The 18661-nt window shown below is 38.0% G+C and carries 17 protein-coding genes; 12 read left to right on the forward strand and 5 right to left on the reverse strand.

Annotated features, from left to right (window positions below):
* Positions 1 to 29: 29 nt before the first annotated feature.
* Complete coding sequence (locus tag CWB76_RS12200; protein WP_138607940.1) at positions 30 to 3107, reverse strand: efflux RND transporter permease subunit; 3078 nt, start codon at positions 3105 to 3107, stop codon at positions 30 to 32.
* 2 nt (positions 3108 to 3109) lie between these two features.
* A complete protein-coding gene (locus tag CWB76_RS12205; RefSeq protein WP_138607942.1) occupies positions 3110 to 4192 on the reverse strand; it encodes an efflux RND transporter periplasmic adaptor subunit in 1083 nt (360 codons plus the stop codon).
* 122 nt (positions 4193 to 4314) lie between these two features.
* Here CWB76_RS12205 and CWB76_RS12210 point away from each other — a divergent pair, with 122 nt between their 5' ends.
* Together CWB76_RS12210 and CWB76_RS12215 are read left to right on the forward strand one after the other, a co-directional pair.
* Complete coding sequence (locus CWB76_RS12210; RefSeq protein ID WP_138607944.1) at positions 4315 to 5217, forward strand: LysR family transcriptional regulator; 903 nt, start codon at positions 4315 to 4317, stop codon at positions 5215 to 5217.
* On the forward strand, positions 5207 to 5512 hold the full coding sequence (locus tag CWB76_RS12215; protein WP_138607946.1) for an MGMT family protein: 306 nt from the start codon (positions 5207 to 5209) through the stop codon (positions 5510 to 5512). Before CWB76_RS12210 ends, CWB76_RS12215 begins: the two co-directional genes overlap by 11 nt.
* Before the next feature lie 397 nt (positions 5513 to 5909).
* On the opposite strand, the gene CWB76_RS12220 is transcribed toward CWB76_RS12215, so the two are convergent.
* The 3 genes from CWB76_RS12220 to trhA all read right to left on the reverse strand — a co-directional run bounded on the left by CWB76_RS12220 (position 5910) and on the right by trhA (position 10452).
* Positions 5910 to 7271 (reverse strand): S41 family peptidase, encoded by a 1362-nt coding sequence (locus CWB76_RS12220; protein WP_138607948.1) that lies wholly within the window; start codon positions 7269 to 7271, stop codon positions 5910 to 5912.
* A gap of 1099 nt (positions 7272 to 8370) precedes the next feature.
* Positions 8371 to 9279: an endonuclease/exonuclease/phosphatase family protein gene (locus tag CWB76_RS12225; protein WP_138607950.1), complete on the reverse strand. Its 909-nt coding sequence runs from the start codon at positions 9277 to 9279 to the stop codon at positions 8371 to 8373.
* Between the two features lie 543 nt (positions 9280 to 9822).
* Positions 9823 to 10452: a PAQR family membrane homeostasis protein TrhA gene (trhA, locus tag CWB76_RS12230; RefSeq protein WP_138607952.1), complete on the reverse strand. Its 630-nt coding sequence runs from the start codon at positions 10450 to 10452 to the stop codon at positions 9823 to 9825.
* 281 nt (positions 10453 to 10733) lie between these two features.
* Between trhA and CWB76_RS12235 the strand changes: the two genes are divergently transcribed.
* The 10 genes from CWB76_RS12235 to CWB76_RS12280 all read left to right on the forward strand — a co-directional run bounded on the left by CWB76_RS12235 (position 10734) and on the right by CWB76_RS12280 (position 18650).
* Positions 10734 to 11012 carry a hypothetical protein gene (locus tag CWB76_RS12235; protein WP_054201634.1) on the forward strand — a complete coding sequence of 93 codons (279 nt, stop codon included), beginning with the start codon at positions 10734 to 10736 and terminating at the stop codon, positions 11010 to 11012.
* A gap of 228 nt (positions 11013 to 11240) precedes the next feature.
* Positions 11241 to 11819, forward strand: a complete 579-nt coding sequence (locus CWB76_RS12240) for an LON peptidase substrate-binding domain-containing protein (RefSeq protein ID WP_171039629.1) — start codon at positions 11241 to 11243, stop codon at positions 11817 to 11819.
* Positions 11820 to 11889: 70 nt separating this feature from the next.
* Positions 11890 to 12513, forward strand: a complete 624-nt coding sequence (locus CWB76_RS12245; protein WP_138607956.1) for a sigma-70 family RNA polymerase sigma factor — start codon at positions 11890 to 11892, stop codon at positions 12511 to 12513.
* Positions 12506 to 13171, forward strand: a complete 666-nt coding sequence (locus tag CWB76_RS12250; RefSeq protein WP_138607958.1) for a ChrR family anti-sigma-E factor — start codon at positions 12506 to 12508, stop codon at positions 13169 to 13171. Before CWB76_RS12245 ends, CWB76_RS12250 begins: the two co-directional genes overlap by 8 nt.
* A gap of 8 nt (positions 13172 to 13179) precedes the next feature.
* Positions 13180 to 14133 carry a YbgA family protein gene (locus tag CWB76_RS12255; RefSeq protein WP_036983978.1) on the forward strand — a complete coding sequence of 318 codons (954 nt, stop codon included), beginning with the start codon at positions 13180 to 13182 and terminating at the stop codon, positions 14131 to 14133.
* Positions 14133 to 15527 carry a deoxyribodipyrimidine photo-lyase gene (gene phrB, locus CWB76_RS12260; RefSeq protein WP_138607960.1) on the forward strand — a complete coding sequence of 465 codons (1395 nt, stop codon included), beginning with the start codon at positions 14133 to 14135 and terminating at the stop codon, positions 15525 to 15527. The genes CWB76_RS12255 and phrB overlap by 1 nt, the downstream gene beginning before the upstream one ends.
* Position 15528: 1 nt before the next feature.
* A complete protein-coding gene (locus tag CWB76_RS12265) occupies positions 15529 to 15957 on the forward strand; it encodes a nuclear transport factor 2 family protein (protein WP_075170211.1) in 429 nt (142 codons plus the stop codon).
* Positions 15958 to 15959: 2 nt separating this feature from the next.
* On the forward strand, positions 15960 to 16670 hold the full coding sequence (locus CWB76_RS12270) for an SDR family NAD(P)-dependent oxidoreductase (RefSeq protein WP_075170210.1): 711 nt from the start codon (positions 15960 to 15962) through the stop codon (positions 16668 to 16670).
* The gene (locus tag CWB76_RS12275) at positions 16667 to 17920 is read left to right on the forward strand and encodes an NAD(P)/FAD-dependent oxidoreductase (RefSeq protein WP_138607962.1); all 1254 of its coding nucleotides are present in this window, start codon (positions 16667 to 16669) and stop codon (positions 17918 to 17920) included. Before CWB76_RS12270 ends, CWB76_RS12275 begins: the two co-directional genes overlap by 4 nt.
* Positions 17913 to 18650: a DUF1365 domain-containing protein gene (locus CWB76_RS12280; protein WP_138607964.1), complete on the forward strand. Its 738-nt coding sequence runs from the start codon at positions 17913 to 17915 to the stop codon at positions 18648 to 18650. The genes CWB76_RS12275 and CWB76_RS12280 overlap by 8 nt, the downstream gene beginning before the upstream one ends.
* Positions 18651 to 18661 lie beyond the last annotated feature (11 nt).

An 18661-nucleotide genomic window follows, 5' to 3' on the forward strand; every position in this document is an offset into this window, starting at 1 on the left:
GCAGCCTAGGCTGCGTTTTTTATTAATTATTAAGACTGTTTAGGGTAGTCAATTCTAAATACCATAGTGTATAAAACCGGCACCACAATTAGAGTAAGTATGGTGGCAAAGCCTAAGCCAAACATTATAGTGACCGCCATCGACTGAAAGAATACGTCAAACAATAATGGGATCATACCAAGTATTGTGGTGATAGCGGCCATAGCAACAGGGCGGACGCGGCTTACGCCTGAATCAAACACTGCTTGATAGGGTGATTTACCCTCGCTAAGCTCTAAGTTTATTTGGTCGACCAAAACAATGCCGTTTTTAATTAACATACCACTTAAGCTTAATAACCCAAGTAGGCCCATAAAGCTAAACGGTGCATTCATTGCTAATAAACCGCCACTTACACCAATAATTGCCAATGGCACTGTAGCCCAAATTACAATAGGTTGTTTTAGAGAGTTGAAAAGTAAAACAGTAATAGCAAACATAGCTAAATAGCCAAGGGGTAAAGAGCCGAATATTGCTTTTTGAGCCTTACTAGATGATTCATATTCTCCGCCCCATTCTAAAGAGTAGCCATGCGGTAACTTGATAGATTCAATAGGGCCTCGTACTCTAGCAAACAATTTAGCGGCTGTTTCGTCGCCCAATACATTTTGATCGGCCATTATTGTAATTGTTCGCTTTCTATCGCGACGCATTATTAGGCTATCTTCCCATTCAACTATAAACTCATCAACGACTTGTGTTACCGGTACAAATACACCTAAAACAGGGCTGTATATTTGCAAGTCATGAACGCTGTCTACATTAAGGCGCTCACTCGCAGGTGAGCGAGCAATAATAGGTAAAAGCTGGGTTCCATCACGATATACACCGACTTGTTTACCCGAAAGACTTGTAAGCAGCACATCATCCAGGTCTGATTTACTGATTCCTAAACGTCGCGCTTTTTGCTCGTTAAACTGTGGGCGAATCATTTTAGTACGTGCACGCCAATCATTTCGAATATTAAACGCACCATCGTCTTGCGCCATAAGCTTTTCCGCTTCAGCTGCAAGTTTTCTAAGAATAACAGGATCTGGACCGGTAAAACGCGCTTCAATTTTTGCATCAGTTGAAGGGCCAATTTCCATTGGCTTTATTTTTAGCTCTGCAGATAGCGCTGAGTTTTGTGAATAATCACGTACTTTTTGCATGACTACCGCAACAGCTTCACGGTCTTTTACTCTTATAATAAGTTGTCCATAAGACGAGTAAGACTTTTGAGGTGCATAAGTAAGCATAAAGCGCGGCGCACCTTGGCCTGTTGTGCTGGTTACTTCTTCAACAAGTTCTTCTTTTTGCAAATAGCGTTCAAGTTTCTTTATACCATCTATTGTTGCGCGTATATCTGAGCCTTGTTGTTGCCAGTAATCTACGTAAAACATAGGTGTGTTAGAGGCCGGAAAAAACGACTGCTTAACCGAACCAAAACCAACGACAGCGCTGCAAAGTAATACTACCATGAGGATCATTGTTGATTTACGATAATGCATTGCTAAATCTAAGAGTGTTTTATAACCTGTAAAAATAAATCCTTTATATGGATCGTTATCTGAATCGTCTTCGGTATCTTTTGCTTTTTTAAACTCATTTTCTGAAAACATTAGATTTGCAAAAAATGGCGTTAAGGTAATAGCGGTTATCCAGCTGAGTAACAAGGATATAAATAACACCCAAAATAAGCTGCCGGCAAACTCACCCGTTGCATCAGAACTCAAACCAATTGGTGCAAACGCAGTTATACCTATAATGGTTGCACCTAATAATGGCCACTTGGTCTGTTCTACAATATTTATAGCGGCTTTGAGTTTGGTTTGACCCCGTTTTAAGTTAATTAAAATACCTTCAGTCACCACAATAGCGTTATCTACTAACATACCAAGCGCGATGATCAGTGCACCTAATGATATACGTTGCAAGTCTATGGCGAACAACTTCATAAAAATAAAGGTGCCTAAAACAGTTAGTAATAAAATACCACCAATTAAAATGCCACTTTTAATGCCCATAAAAATAAGCAAAACAACAATGACGATTGCAATAGCTTCTAGCAAGCTTATAATAAATCCGTCAACTGAGGTCTCTACTTCTTTTGGTTGGTTATAGACAGCATTAACGTCAATACCATGGGGACGCTGGTACTCAAGTTCTGCTAAATGAGCATCTATACGTTTACCCACGTCAACCACATTAACGCCATTCATAAACGACACACCAATTAATAGTGCTTGCTCAGAATTGTATCTAATAACATTTGTAGGTACTTCAGCGTATTCTCTAAATACTTCAGCAACATCACCTAAGTAAATAAGCTCGCTGGCACCTGGTTTAGAAATTAGTAGTGTTTCAAGTTCTTTAACATCTTTAAATTCGCCAGTAGGGTGAAAACGAATTGATTCGTCGCCCACTCTTATTTTTCCTGCGTTAGATACCGTGTTTTGAGATTGTAACAAAGCAAATATATGGCTAGGTGCTATACCAAGTTGGGCTAATTTACGGGTAGATATTTCTACCATTACTTGCGGCTGTTGTTCACCTGCAATAGTAACTTTACTCACCCCTTTAACTAATACCAATTCACGTTTTAAATAATCGGTGTAGTCTTTTAGCTCATCGTAAGAATAGCCGTCACCAATAACTGAATATAAAACACCATATACATCGCCAAAGTCATCTAAAATGGTGCTTGGGTATACCCCACTAGGTAGCGATGGCGAAAGGTCATTAATTTTACGACGCATTTCATCCCAAATTTGGCGAAGTTGTTCTTTTCGGTAGGTGCTCTTCATTTCTACGGCTATTTGAGATTTGCCATTTGACGAAATAGACGTGACATGATCAACATACGGTAATTGTTGAATTGCATTTTCTAGAGGAAACGTGACTTCTTCTTCAACCTGTTGCGGCGAAGCACCAGGGTACATGGTAATAACCATAGCTTGCTTTAAAGTAAACTCCGGATCCTCTAGTTGGCCTAAATCAAAATAAGATACACTTCCGCCAATTAAAAGCAGCAGTGCAAACATCCAACTAATTACTTTTTTTTCTATGGAAAGTTGTGCAAAGCTCATAATTATAAGCCTCGCTCTTTATTCCATGGGCGAACTTTCATGCCTTCTTCTATTGAATGCACACCAGCAGACACCACAACTTGGCCTTCTTTTATGCCGCTAAGTACTTCTATGCCATCGTGGTGTAATTGGCCAACTTCAACAGCTTGCTTATGAACTTGACCCGTTTGCTCATCGTAAAGCCAAACATAGGCATTATTGTTAATCGCTTTTTGGGGATCAGAAAAAACCGACTCAATAGGCAATATGGTATAAGCAACCTGCGAGCGAGTTACTTTACTTAAATCAATTAAAACACGGCCAGTCATACCGGCTAGCAAGTTAAAATCATCAGGAACTGGTAACGAAAATACAACTTTATAGGTAAGTGTTGCAGGGTCGGCTTGGGTGTCCCACTCTTTAATGTCGAGGGTGTATTCTTTATCTTCAAAACCATCAAATTTAACTGTTGGATGGTAATCAGTGCCTTTTTTAAAACGCGCCACTATTTTTTCAGGAACCTGAATTTCTACGTCCATCAAATCGCGAGTTTCTAGGCGTAAAATATTTTGCTTTGCCTGAATGTTTTCAAAGTTTTTTACAAATACCTTTGCAACGGTACCAGCAAATGGCGCACGCAACTCGCTGTATTCGAGGTTGGTTTCAGCGATTTTAAAAGCCGATTCGGCAATTTGCATATTTGCTAAAGCTTGGTCTAACTCAGATTGGCTAGTGATTTTCTTTTCAAATAGCTGTTCTATTCTGCTCAATTGCGACTTTGCCAACTCATAACGTGCCTTTCGTTCATCAAACTGCAGTTGAAAATCTTCAGGGTCTAATTTTGCTAATAAATCCCCTTTTTCAACATGTTCGCCAGCAAGAACCGGAAACTCTATAAGTTCACCGTTTACTCTAAATGCAAGGTACGATCCCTGGTTTGCAACTACCTCAGCCGGAAAACTACGAATATTAATTTGTGAGTCGTGACCTATAGTGAAAAGTTTAACAGGGCGAATAGGCTCTTCTTTAACCTGTTGCTCTGGTTCAGAACAAGCGATTAAGCTAAGTAAGGTCGTCGTTAATAAACATAGACGAAAGAGTTTCATGTTGTCTCCGTTGCAATATTGGCAAATTAATTAAGTGCAGAATACGCTGCAAACATATAAAATAAAATTCATTAAATCTTACAGACTTAATAAGTTTTATTTATGATGTTTTTAGGTACAATATGAAGCTGAATCAATTAGTAATTTTAGATGCCATAGTACAAAGCGAAAGCTTGAGCGGGGCTGCTCAAAAGCTTCATAAAACGCAGCCTGCGTTAACGCTAGCGATTAAAAACTTAGAATCGCAAATAGGGTTTGAACTTTTAGACAGAACTAAATATAGGTTACAACTTACTGAAAAAGGGCGCATCTTCCATCGTGAAGCGCAACAGCTACTGCATGCAAATGACGAGCTTGCAAAACTGGCGGAAGAGCTCTCATTAGGTAATGAGCCGCAATATAAAATTTGTTATGAGCAGCTTTGCCATAAGCAAAGTTACAACCAGATCATAAGTAATACTTTTAAACAGTTTACCAGCACCGAGTTTTGTATTAGTAGCGGCAAACGATTTGTATCGTTAGAGCAAGTAAATAATGGACAAGCAGAGCTAGGCATTGGTCCGTGGTTTGATTTATTTCATGCCACTGGCGATTTAGAAAGTTTGCCCATAGGTAAGCTCGATATTGGGATAGTAAGCGCAAAAGGGGTTTTACCAAAACAGCTCACTTATAATCAACTACAAAACTACCCCTGCTTAGCGATGTTTGAAAGCGATTTAAGTATAGACAGTGAAAGGCTTTCATATTCCAAAGGGTCAGCAATGATGAAAATAGACGATGTAGCTACCTTAAAATCGTTTTTACTCTCAGGGGCTGGTTGGGCAATGATGAGCTTAGATCATTGCAGACCTGAAATAAAAGCAGGTTTATTACAAGAAATCATTATTACCGACCGTGAGCATAAATTTAGCGCACAAATAAGAGCGTTTAGGCAACACGCTATTCACCATGGTCCAGTGGCGCGTACTGTATGGAACCAATTTAAACAACTAAGCAAGGCATACGCTAATAAAAATGGATATTGATAAACACACTGTAATTTATACTATCATAGCGAGTATACCCAAAGGTTGTGTTGCCAGTTATGGCCAAGTAGCTGCCCTTGCGGGTTATCCTAATAATGCTAGGTTGGTAGGTCGTTTATTAAAAGAGATGCCAAAAGGTTCGACGATCCCTTGGCATCGAGTGGTTAATAGCCAAGGTAAAATATCATTTCCCGAAGGAAGTGATAAATACCAAGAACAACGACAAAAGCTGTTATTAGAAGGTGTTAATTTTAAGAATAATAAAGTGAATATGCGCGAGTGTAGGTGGGAGTGATATAACTACTCTCGGCAGATAAGTTCCCGTGTAGGTCGGATAAGCGAAGCGCCATCCGACAAAGAAAAATGGCCTTGCCAATAACTCTCAATATTTTATGTTGTCGAGAAGCCAGAGAGTGCCATGAGCGGATTTTAAAGGCGTGTATCTGAAACTCTGTTGGGTGGCGCCTTCGGCTTAACCAATCTACCTTTTAATGTAGGTTGGACAAGTGGCGGAGCAACGCCATCCAACAAAAATAATGAATTTACCAGAAACAAACCAATTTACCCGTTAGCGATATAAATAACTGATTTGTACTGTAAGTTAAGTCACTCTATATCGACTATCGACTATCGACTATCGACTGGGTGCCTATAGCAGACACTGGTAACGCCTTGTTATACGCCGAATAAAGCTATCTTAAAATTTTTATAGCTTCGTCAAGCTGAACATCTATTCCGCTTTCAATATTGTTCACATTAAGAAATACAAATTCATGATCTATAGGCAATCCAATGCTTTCATAATTTTCCCCATGATAATTAAGATACCTTTCATTTGATAATGTAATTCCCCAACCATTAGGCAAAGCTTTTGTTAACGCATCGCTAAAAGCCCCGTAGCTTCTTTCGCCAATAAAAGTAACGTCCCCTCTTGCTTGTAGACCTAAAAGAAATACCTCAGCCGCACTAGGTGTTTTTTGACTAGTTAAAACAACAATGCTCCCAGTGTAATTATCAATTTTTGACGGAGTGACAACAATTTGTTGAAGTTCACTGTAGCCTGTCGATATTTTGAACTGTTTTCCCCCCAAGGTTAATTCTGAATCTACTAAGTAAGATAAAATAGAAAATGCCACTAAGTCACTTCCACCCATACTAAAACGTAAGTCAATAATTAAACCTTTGGTCTGTTTGATGATAGGCGTAAATAGCTCCATAACCTCTTCTGTTGCTTTGACATCATTATTTGAGAAACCATCAAAGTTACTTATTTTTAAATAGGCAACATTTTGAAGTGTTTTTGCGAAGGTAAAATTTTCGTAATATTGAAGAGTGGAATAGTTTTTATCAATGTAATTATTAATGTTTTTCTGAGACTTTTCAATCAATTCTGTATGTAACTCCCAGTAAGTTGAGTATTCAGGGGGGTTTACAGAGTGCGCTTTTAATTCATCCCAAAATGACCACTTCCTTGGTGGGTAATGTGAAAGCCTATCAAGTTTTTTATTTAGTAATATAGCATGACCGTCGCGTAACTCTTTAAGAAAGTCATCTATGATACTTAACAGGTCATTCTGAGTAGTTTTTGAGGTTATTTTCTTTTGCCAAAATTTTCTCTGCTCAACCCAATTAATATTTTTATCTTTTGAAAATGCATAATGTTCTTCAAAATTATTCATTAGAACGTCAAGAACAATACTGGCATTAAATTCATAGTTTTTGTCTTTTATACTAACAATTTTTTTTGATTGGCATTGAGCAGGTAAGCTATCTAATTTTGTTAGTTTTAACGGAAATAAACCACCAAAGTTAAGCAAGAGAGTCTCTTTATTCACTTTTTGTGTTTCTTCAATGAACGAAATTTGTTCAAACTCATCGGTGATAAGGTGGTTTTCCAAACAATGCTTAGTTGTTAAATCAAAGGCTGTGGTTTTATTGTCCACAGTATGAAAAACGTAACCATAACCTTGGGTTTTCCAAGTTGTTTCTGTGGAGTTCGCAGAATTAATGGTACAAAATACGGTGAGTAGAAATAATAAAATCCCTTTATTCAAAGTTTACTCCCAATAGTGAATCACAACCAAACTAGATTAAGCGTATAGCAGCTTTATCAGGGGACACTTCCCTATTTTAGCGCGAAAACGTCCTTATTTTGTGAACTTATATTAATAGCAAATAGTGTAAGCTATTGCCATCTTTAATAGCATGTTTACTGTAGCTTATTTAAACATGCAAAAAAGAATAAAGAGTCCTCTTGCCAAGCTGATTACGATTCACCTGAATGACTATAGTTCACTCAAAGTTTAACTTCGTAAAAGTGCCAAGAGCAGACATTAGTGACGCTCGCAACACCAGAAAATTTGGAACGTAAGGTAAAATTTTTCCGAGTGTTTGCACTTGTTAGGGTTCATCATCGCCGAACTTGCTTCTAATTAAATCAACAATATCATTTTCGATGTCTTTTAATGATGATTAAACCGGCCGCCTAATGGCTTCATGCTGTTTAAAACCAAAATGAAGTATTTTTCATTCGCTTTGATTTTGAATGCCTCTTTTATCCCAACTCTTTTCTGTCACAGCCTCATACTTGCAAAAGACTGTAAGCTCTGTAGTGGTTCAGCAACTTTTTTAGTAGAAAAGTCGTTACAGCCAGTAAGTAAGAGTGCGGTTACTAAAGCAATGTATTTTACTTTCGTACTTTTTATCATTGGCAATATACCTTTATTGATTAACGTAATAAGTACACAAGAGCTTAAGGTATGAATTTTCAAAAGTACGTAAAGGCGTGCAAGCAAAAATATAGGTTTGTAAGGGTAATCCCCGGAAAAATAATAGTGGACTTCTCGGTTTGCATACCCAACCTTTGCATGCACTGCGTTTTAGGCTTCTAAAAAACCACTTCATTGGCGCATTATCCTAAGAGTTTCCACGACGATTCATACTTTGTGTAACTTTACAGCCTCATAAACTTTGGTGGTACTTCAAACTCGTATAAAGGCTGACTTGGTTTGAGTAAAATATCAATCCACTAGGCCTGCCTCCGGATTAAAATCAAGACTATGCAGTAACCGTTATTTACTTGACGATTTAGTAGCTGTTTCATATTGACGACTATTAGCATCGATACAAGGCTAATATTAATCTTAATGCTTATTATATTTCCGTCGCTATCTTAATCAAAATGGGGCTATGATCTACTCGTGTGTCAGTGCCGCAGCCTATCGTTCTCCCTTGATTATCCATTCCAATATCACACCAAATATTATCTAGTACTTTTAATTTTTTAATATGCCAATCCAGCGGCAAATCTCGAGCCAATATATAATCAATCCGGCTTTTATCGTAATATGTATGACCCGGTCTATCATCAATGTTTGGGTATTTCTCCCGCCATAAATCAATAAAGCCCTGGTCAAAAAACACCTGCATTTCGCCGCGCTCTGGATCGGTATTCCCCGATGGATTATCTCTATCAGCATTAAAATCACCGACCAATATAACAGGAGCAGAGTCAGAAACATGGTGATTAATAAGCTCTGCAATTGTTTCAAAATCACTGAGTCTTGTTGTATCAGTGGGACTTGTTACAAATGCGGTATGTGCAGACCAAATCCATACAGGTTTGTCATTAATTAAGTACTTTGCCCCTAAAACAGTTCGGCCGTGTATCTCTCTAATTATTTTATCAGAGAGTGTTTTGAATTTGCTCGCTAACCCAATTCCATAGCTACCAGCAGAGCCTTCTCCACGTCCTGGGTATGCCTTATTTTCTGCACACCACATTTTTTGTATATCAAAATCAATATTAGGGCGTAATAGATGATAAAAACCAGAGCCACAGCGCTTAACTTCTTGTAAAGCAACAATATCAGGCTTATAAGAAAGCAGCTGCTCCCTAACTTGTAAAAATGGATAATTATTTTTCTGTCCCATTTCCCATGCATTCCAATTTATAAGCGTAAATTCTTTCTTATGAATCTCACAGGCTATTTGATTTGCTAAGCCATAAAAAGGAATTAATAACATGATTAGTATCGAGAATAATTTATATTGTTTTATCATTTTTTATCCTTAACTTTGGTGATATTGGAAGCACTTTTAATACAAATTGCTACAAAATAGACTATTACCCTATGTCGTTGTTATGACAACAATATGATTGAGACAATAAAATGTGTGAAGTTTAATTGGTTATTAAAAATTTAATACCAAACTTGCTTATGTATGGGGTCTTTTAAATTCGTTGAATTGCTAGAAATTTTGCCGGTTGGTATGTAAGTAGGGGTCATAATTGGTAGGGGTTTGGTGCTTAAAATACCTCGTAATAGCGGCGCTTTGAAAAATAATTAAGTTATTAGGGGTAGCTAAACTCACTGCCACTTTTTTAGCACGAAATTAGTAAACACTTGACCACGGGCTTTTACTTGCTGTTACTTTAAGATATTTAAAGCGAAAAAAACAAAAATGGTCTAAACCATCATTTTGAACATTGGTACAACCTACGGATGCACCATTTAGAAACTTTCTAATAATCAGTTTAAGTACTACTTCTGCAGCGAAAAACAAGTATATCGCTGTAAGTTACATTTTTTGAAATTAACCAGCCTAATATACATAATTACTGATCGAAATGTAATGGCTTACACACCCACCAATAACAAAAAGGTGCCAAATAGCATGGCTATATTGAGTACTTTTTGCACTGTAAAAAATAGTACCTACACTATAGAATAAGCCGCCAGCTAATAGCCAATAAAGTGCATTGATAGGCACGTTTAAATAAAGCGGATACACGATGGCTAATGCAAACCATCCCATTAATAAATAAGTAGCCAGTGAAACTTTTTTATTGCCATTTTTAACCAATAGCTTATAAGCGATGCCTGCAAACGCTACTGTCCAAATAAAGGCTAAGGTAGCCCAAGACCAGAGCCCAGATAACGACAGCAACAAAAAGGGCGTGTAGGTGCCTGCAATCAGTAAATAGATGGCGCAATGATCACATTTTTTGTAAAACGCTCTCAATCTTGGGCGCACACTGGCGTGATAAAGCGTTGAAGATAAAAATAAAATAAACAAGCTACTGCCGTATATCAGAGTACTGGCATAGCTTTTCACACTATTAGTTTGTTTAACTAAATCCCAAAAAACAAAAGCAGCAAATACAATGCCTAAGGCATGACTAATAACATTTAACAGCTCTTCTTTTTTAGAATAGGGAGCTTCAAAAGACATAACAGATCCTACCACTTTGCGAATGAATTTTAGTGTACATGTGTACGCTGAAATTTTCAAATACGAAACAAAGTCATTAATTTACTGAACATTAACAAACACACTATTATTTGGTTTTATTTTAAAATTAATTGGTCAAATTTACTAACCTAGATTTTGTGGATTTCTTTTTTATTAATTTATTTCATTTTAAAACAATGGCTTACAAAGTTTATTCATTATGGCATAGCCCTTGATTGTAACTAAGCGTACTAACCAATAAACAAACAAGGAATACTATTATGAACACTTCAATCAACATCACAATCGCAAGCTTACTTGTATTAGGTTCAACTAACGTTAACGCTACAGAAGTCGATTTAAATATTACAGATATGCTAACTAACACTGTGTCTACTTATGTGTCACAGGCAAGCAATGAACTTGAAAAGTCAGTAAAAGAAGCCGTTTCTTTTGATGCACAGGTTATTCTTGACAGCTTACTTGAAAGTAATCCTGTGGTTGATAATAGCAACATGGACGAAAAACAACGTGTAGTTAAAGCACAACCAAAGCAATAAAAAGGGAATAAGAGTAATGAACAGTGAGTTCGAATTATTAGCCTTAATGTTGGCACCTGTGGCAAGTATACTGAGTGTTTATTACTTGGTTTACATGATAAAAAATGTGGGAATGAGGTTTAATTAGCGGATGCATTTGCACTGTGAAGCAATCGATGTAACTAAAGCTGATCGACTTGAATAAAGCGCACGTAAATAAAGGCAGAGTGTTTGAAAGAAGTAGACTTTATGAAACGTGCGATTTTCCCATTACCTATATTTATATTACCTGAAGGCTATACGCGATTACGTATATTTGAGCCTCGTTATTTAACGATGGTAAAAAACGCATTAAAAACCAATAGCGGTTTTGTTTTATGTACCTTTGAGCATGACACCCCGTTAAACATAAGCGCCCAAGGCTGTTTAATGGATGTCATTGACTTTGATCAAGACGAAAGTGGTATGCTATTAATTGATGTATTTGCATCTAAGAGTGTGCAAATAGATAACGTGTATCAAGATGAGCAGGAACTTCGCCATGGTGATGTATCCGCTTGCAACACACCTTATTGGTACAACAAAGACAACCACGAAATTGGTCAGCACCACTTTTTACAAGTGACACTAGAAGAAGTCTTTGCGAATAACCCCGATTTGCAATCGCTTTACAAAACCACCAAGTTTAATAAACTCACGTGGATTGTTGCACGATGGCTTGAATTACTTCCCATTTCTATAGAGAAAAAACAACAACTTGCATTTGAGACTAACTTTGATAACTTGCTTAGTTTCCTCCATACTGTGATAAATAACGAATTTGCCTAAAATAATTATGATCCGCTTGTAACCATTGCTCGTAATGGTATTCACTAAAGCAATAACGGGACATTTTACTATGGTAAGTCAACAACAATCACTAAGTTGTGAACCTAACACAGGTAAGTACACTGCCATGCCAGAAACACCAAGTACGGAACTCAGGGAAGCATTAGTTAATGTAGCTCAATCTCGCGATAAAAAATCTTTCGCGTACTTGTTTGAATATTTTGCACCTAAGATTAAGCGCTTCGGCATAAAGCAGTTTGGTGTTGAAGCCCAAGCAATGGAATTAGTTCAAGAAACCCTCACTTCCGTATGGCGTAAAGCCCACTTATACAATAGTGAAAAGGGTGCAGCTACTACTTGGGTCTATACCGTAATGCGTAACGCCTCTTTTGACATGCTTCGTAAAATGAAAAGTAACAAAGAAGAAAATATTAGCGAAGACATTTGGCCGTTATTGAATGAATCTGAAGATACAGATCATGAATACAGCGACCACCTTGAAGATCAACAAATTAAACGTTATTTAGATAAACTGCCTCAAGCGCAAAGAGAAGTGGTGCGCGGCGTTTATTTTCAAGATATGTCGCAAGAGCAGTTAGCTCAACAATTAAACATTCCAGTAGGCACGGTAAAATCACGATTACGTTTAGCCTTGCAGAAATTACGTAATGAAATGGGAGATCAGCATGATTAAACATCACCCGAGTGAAACACTACTGACACAATACTGTGCAGCAACACTTCCAGCATCGCTTAGCCTTGCCGTATCAATACATGTTGATATGTGCCCAGTGTGCCAAGCTAAAGCTGAAAAACTTGAAGCGGCTAATGCGCGAGCAGTTTTTAGTGACAATATGGATGTGGCAACTGATGAGCAAGCCGATGATGTAATTGAATCAAGTTTACTTGATATGATCACTGCCGATGACTCGATTGATGAAGTATATTCTATTGAACCAGTTAGTATTAATGTTAATGAGCATAATTACAGCTTGCCGAGAGCTTTAACACGGATCTCGCATGGTAAATTTACCCAAGTAGGTAAGCTTGCGCGTTCTCGAATTGCCCTTGATGATGGCCATTTACGTTCAAGCTTGTTACATATAGATGCTGGTGGAGAAATTCCGGAGCACACACATACCGGTTTTGAGGTTACTTTACTGCTTGATGGTGAATTTACAGACGAAGAGGGCAGTTATGTTCCTGGTGACTTTATTTGGCAAGATGGCCGTCATCAACACACCCCCCTAACAAAAGAGGGATGTTTGTGCTTTACTGTTGTTAGTAGTGCGCTACATTTCAATAAAGGACTTAGCAAGTTACTTAATCCAATTGGTGGCTTGATTTATTAAGAGAATCTATGCAAACAGATACAATAAAAATAGGTATTAGCGCCTGCTTGGCAGGCGAAAAGGTAAGATTTGACAGTGGCCATAAAAAATCAAATTTTTGTATGGAAGAGCTGGCCAAGCATGTTGAATATAAAATGTATTGCCCTGAGGTTGCGGTAGGATTACCAATACCTCGTCCAACCATTCGTCAAGTAAAAACAGGCGATACTATCAAAGTGTGTCGTCCGGATGGCACGGGAGATGTTGGCCCACAGCTCACAGAATACGGTAAGAAAATAGCTACAGAACAAGCAGGGCATCTAAGTGGATTCGTTTTTTGTGCTAAGAGCCCAAGCTGTGGCATGGAGCGGGTAAAAATCTACAATGAAGCAGGAACCGGTAACACTTCTGAAGGCGTTGGTTTCTTTGCTGAACAAATTATGAAACATAATCCCTTACTACCTTGCGAAGAAAATGGACGTTTAAACGATGTTCATTTGCGCGAGAACTTTGTAATGCGTGTTTATACATTACATAACTGGCAACAGTTAGTGAAAGAGCCCGTTACTGTGCATCGTTTGACCCAGTTCCATGCTCAATACAAATATTTGTTAATGGCTCATAACTATCAGGCCTACCGCGATTTAGGCAATTTACTTGGTACGTTCGTTGGGGACGATGTTAACGCTCTGGCCGATGAGTATATTCTGGGCTTAATGACAGCGCTTAAACGTCCTGCTTCAAGAAAAAATAATTCAAATACGCTAATGCATTTACAAGGATACTTCAAAAAAGATTTATCAAAAATCGAAAAGGAAGAAATGCGAGATGCAATTGATGAGTATCGCCAAGGGTTGGTGCCGCTTTATGTACCATTAACATTACTTAAACACCATTTGAAAGTTCATCCAAATGAGTATTTAAGTAAGCAAATTTACTTTAACCCTTATCCCAATGAACTTAAGCTACGTTACGGTTTGTAATGAATACACTATTTTGGTTTAGGCGCGATTTGCGCCTTTTTTCTAATGAGGCGCTTATTGAAGCGCTAAATAATGGTGCTAAACACGCCATTTTTTTTGTGTGCGAAAAACAATGGGCACAGCATAATACTGCCGCCATTCAAATTGACTTACTTAAACGCAGGGTGAGTTATATTCGCGAAAAACTTGCCAAATATGGCGTAAATTTGCATGTAATAGACGCCCCTTTTTTTGTAGATTGCCAAACTAAACTTCTCGATTTTTGTCAGCAACACGATATTAAACACATAATAGCCAATACTGAGTATGAGCTAAATGAATTTAATAGGGACAAAGCGATTCAGGCACAGTGCGACCAACAGCAAATAACATTTACTTTATACGAGGGTGATATCATTGCTCCGGTAGGTAGTGTACGCACTCAAAATAATGAAATGTATAAAGTATTTACACCGTTTAAACGCGCATGGTTAAAGCAGTATCAAGATACACACTTTAGCTTAGTGCAGTGGCCGTTATCTGAAGAACCGATAGAAATTGAACCGTGTGAGTTACTTTGTGGTGATGAAAGTTCAAAAAAATGGCCCGTTGATGATGATACTCTATCAACCGTAGTCGATAACTTTATTCATGATAAATTAGCAAGCTATGATGACGTACGAGACATACCCAGTGTAAAAGGAACATCGGGCTTAAGCCCCTATTTAGCTCTAGGGGTTGTTAGTAGTAAACAATTAATGGTTAATATACAACAACATTACCCCGATATACTGACCACCTCAAAAAGTAAAACGTTTACCTGGGTTAACGAGCTGATCTGGCGTGAATTTTATAAACATTTAATTGCTGAATTCCCAAAACTTTCACGCGGTGCCAATTTTAACGAAAAGTACGATAGTGTGAGTTGGCGTGACAGTGACGCTGAGTTTAAGCAATGGTGCGAAGGCCGTACAGGCTATCCACTTGTTGATGCCGCCATGCAACAGCTATTGCAAACAGGCTGGATGCATAATCGTTTAAGAATGGTGGTTGCGAGTTTTTTAACTAAACACCTACTGATTGACTGGCGTAAAGGTGAGCAGTTTTTTATGCAGCATCTTATTGATGGTGATTTAGCCTCAAACAATGGTGGTTGGCAATGGGCGGCAAGTACCGGCTGTGACGCACAACCTTACTTTAGGGTATTCAACCCCATTACCCAAAGTGAACGCTTTGATCCAAATGGTGATTTTATTCGTAAATATCTGCCTGAATTACAAAAAGTGCCAGATAAACACATTCATTTCCCACATACTTACTTAGCAGCAACGGGACAAAGTGAACACTGTTACTGGCCAGCAATAGTTGATCATAAAGCGGCACGAGCGAGGGCTTTAGCTGCATTTAAGGTGTGATATGGATAACCAATTATCAGTCGATAAATTTGTAGAAATATATCAAAAGCTTGATAAAGATAACCTAGAGTTATTAACTGAAATTTACGCTCAAAACATTCACTTTATAGATCCGCTGCACGAAATTAATGGTCTTGAAGATTTAAGACGTTATTTTTGTGGTTTATATAGTAATGTTAAGTATTGTCGATTTGACATAACTGATTCATTTACCAGTGATAATAACGCATTTGTATACTGGACAATGCATTATTCTCACCCAAAACTTAATGCAGGCAATACAATTTCAGTGCAAGGGCACAGTAAACTAGTATTTGAAGGTGCGAAAATTATTAAACACCGCGATTACTTTAATGCTGGAGAGCTTTTGTATAAGCATATTCCATTACTGGGCAACATTATTAATTTTATTGATAAAAGGGCTGGTTAATTATGATTACGCTTATTACAGGTGCAACATCAGGCATAGGTGAACAACTTGCGATAAAGTATGCAGAGCAAGGTGACACAGTCATTGCGTGTGGACGAAATACGCAAAAGCTCGCTGAACTTGCCAAGCATAACAACATAGAAACCTGCCAGTTTGATGCTACCAACTTGCAAGATATAAAAGCTGCCACTCTCGGCTACCCGCAATTTGACCGCGTTATTCTTAACGCCGGTAATTGCGAGTATGTTGATGATGCACGCAATTTTGATAGCGCCCTCTTTGAGCGTGTTATTAATGTTAACTTACTTTCTATGGGGTATTGCTTAGAAGCACTTTTACCCAAAATAACATCAGGCGGCCAATTAGTGATGGTTAGTTCGAGTGTTACTTATTTACCATTACCGCGTTCAGAAGCGTATGGCGCATCAAAAGCGGGCGTAAGCTATTTAGCTAAAACCCTTGCGGTTGATTTAAACGACGTTGATGTAACACTAGTCCATCCTGGTTTTGTAAAAACACCGCTTACAGACAAAAATGATTTCCCTATGCCTATGGCTGTTAGTGCTGAAAAAGCGGCTGACTATATAATCAAAGGCGTAAAAAAACGTCGTAAAGAAGTCCATTTTCCGTATCGTTTCACACTTATATTAAAAGCACTGCGAATATTGCCACTTTCGCTTTGGCTTAAAATTGCAAAAGGATTAACCCGTTGAAAAAAATAGCAATAATTGGGACTGGTGTATCAGGTTTAACTTGCGGACACCTATTGCACAAGCATTATGATGTCACACTATTTGAAAAGAATGATTATATTGGTGGCCATACTGCCACGGTTGATGTAAATCAAAGCGGTATTAACTACGCAGTTGATACCGGTTTTATCGTATTTAACGATAGAACATACCCTTACTTTGAAAAGCTGCTTGAACGTATTGGTGTAAAACGTAAACCGACCCAAATGAGCTTTAGTGTTCATAATGAAGCAACTGGCTTTGAGTATAACGGGCATACATTTACTAGTTTGTTTGCTCAGCGCAGAAACATAGTGAGACCTAAGTTTTGGCGTCTTTTGTACGATATTGTGCGCTTTAACAAACTGTGCAAGGCTTTATATGAAAAAGGCCAATACACTGAGCAATCACTTGGTGAGTTGCTACAACAACATCGCTTTAATGACTTTTTTAAATACCACTATATTTTGCCAATGGGTGCAGCTATTTGGTCGACAAGCATTAAAGAAATGGAAAACGTGGGCGTAGAATTTTTTGTAAAATTCTTTTTTAACCATGGTTTATTAGACATCACCAATAGGCCGCAATGGTATGTTATTCCGGGTGGCTCTCGTGAATACATTAAACCGTTGATTGCTGGTTTTGCTGATAAAATACAGTTAAACACTGACATTAAATCGGTAACCAGAGACAAGCAGGGAGCCACCATTACATTTGCTGATGGTCAGCAAGCCCTGTTTGATAAAGTTATTTTTGCGTGTCACTCAGATCAAGCGTTAGCGTTACTCGGTGATGCCTGCGAGCAAGAAAATAAGGTGTTGGGCGCTATCCCATACACTGAAAACTCGGTGGTACTGCATACTGATGTATCATTATTACCAGATAGGAAAGCAGCGTGGGCGAGCTGGAATTATTTACTAAATAATAATACCGACAAAGCCGCTGTTGTTACTTATCAAATGAATATACTGCAAGGGATAGAGTCTGATACCCAGCTTTGTGTCACTTTAAATCACTTAGAAGGGATCAATCAAAGCAAGATTTTACGTGAGTTTACTTATCACCATCCTGTGTTCAATCAACAATCTATTGCTGCTCAACAGCTGAAAAATACGGTTGACGGTCAAAACAATACTTATTTTTGTGGGGCTTATTGGTATAACGGCTTTCATGAGGATGGTGTGCGCAGTGCCGTCGATGTTGCAAAACAACTTGGAGTAGAGTTTGACTAATGCAGTGTATTTAGGCGATGTAAAGCATCGCCGTTTTGCTGTAAAACACCATGCGTTTAATTACCCACTTTATATGATGTGGGTTGATTTAAATAATACTCACTCGCTCAATGGCGTCCATAAGCAGCTTGGGACTTCAGGTTTTAAAGCATTAAAGTTTGAGCAATCTGATTATTTACAAGGGTTACCAGATAGCCAACATCAGCCAATTATAGAGCGTGCTCATGCGCAGCTATCCCAGCTGGGCGTAGTTGAAAAATTTAGTCATGTATACCTGCTAGGACAATTACGCTGTTTGGGCATTTATTTTAGTCCAGTTAACTTTTATTTTTTTGGTCATCAAGATAATGAATTTAGTTGCATGGTGGCTGAGGTGAGTAATACTCCATGGAATGAGCGACATTACTACTTGGTTCCATTACAAAAAAAAGTGAACTTTAAGAAAGTATTTTCCGTATCACCTTTTATGAATTTGGATATGAACTATCATTGGACTGTGCGACAAAAGAAAGACAATATACTGATACGTATAGAAAATAAGCGCGATGAAGAACTACTTTTTGATGCTTCATTAAGGTTACAGCGCCAACCCTTGTGCAATAAACAAATGAGCAAGCTGTTGAAGCGCTTTCCTGCGATGACATGGTCTATTTTCAGAGGTATTTACTATCAGGCATTTAAGTTGTTTGTTAAAAAAGTCCCATTTTTAGGTCACTCAGGCAAACTTTAAAATTTAATTTA

The organism is Pseudoalteromonas sp. S1609 (assembly GCF_005887255.1).
GTDB lineage: Bacteria > Pseudomonadota > Gammaproteobacteria > Enterobacterales > Alteromonadaceae > Pseudoalteromonas.

Bases quoted from the DNA above. Each gene is read 5' to 3' on its own strand.
- CWB76_RS12225 (WP_138607950.1), bottom strand. From the start codon at position 9,279: ATGATAAAACAATATAAATTATTCTCGATACTAATCATGTTATTAATT.
- phrB (WP_138607960.1), top strand. From the start codon at position 14,133: ATGAATACACTATTTTGGTTTAGGCGCGATTTGCGCCTTTTTTCTAAT.
- CWB76_RS12245 (WP_138607956.1), top strand. From the start codon at position 11,890: ATGGTAAGTCAACAACAATCACTAAGTTGTGAACCTAACACAGGTAAG.
- CWB76_RS12235 (WP_054201634.1), top strand. From the start codon at position 10,734: ATGAACACTTCAATCAACATCACAATCGCAAGCTTACTTGTATTAGGT.
- CWB76_RS12215 (WP_138607946.1), top strand. From the start codon at position 5,207: ATGGATATTGATAAACACACTGTAATTTATACTATCATAGCGAGTATA.
- CWB76_RS12255 (WP_036983978.1), top strand. From the start codon at position 13,180: ATGCAAACAGATACAATAAAAATAGGTATTAGCGCCTGCTTGGCAGGC.
- CWB76_RS12250 (WP_138607958.1), top strand. From the start codon at position 12,506: ATGATTAAACATCACCCGAGTGAAACACTACTGACACAATACTGTGCA.
- CWB76_RS12265 (WP_075170211.1), top strand. From the start codon at position 15,529: ATGGATAACCAATTATCAGTCGATAAATTTGTAGAAATATATCAAAAG.
- trhA (WP_138607952.1), bottom strand. From the start codon at position 10,452: ATGTCTTTTGAAGCTCCCTATTCTAAAAAAGAAGAGCTGTTAAATGTT.
- CWB76_RS12270 (WP_075170210.1), top strand. From the start codon at position 15,960: ATGATTACGCTTATTACAGGTGCAACATCAGGCATAGGTGAACAACTT.
- CWB76_RS12200 (WP_138607940.1), bottom strand. From the start codon at position 3,107: ATGAGCTTTGCACAACTTTCCATAGAAAAAAAAGTAATTAGTTGGATG.
- CWB76_RS12240 (WP_171039629.1), top strand. From the start codon at position 11,241: ATGAAACGTGCGATTTTCCCATTACCTATATTTATATTACCTGAAGGC.
- CWB76_RS12210 (WP_138607944.1), top strand. From the start codon at position 4,315: ATGAAGCTGAATCAATTAGTAATTTTAGATGCCATAGTACAAAGCGAA.
- CWB76_RS12205 (WP_138607942.1), bottom strand. From the start codon at position 4,192: ATGAAACTCTTTCGTCTATGTTTATTAACGACGACCTTACTTAGCTTA.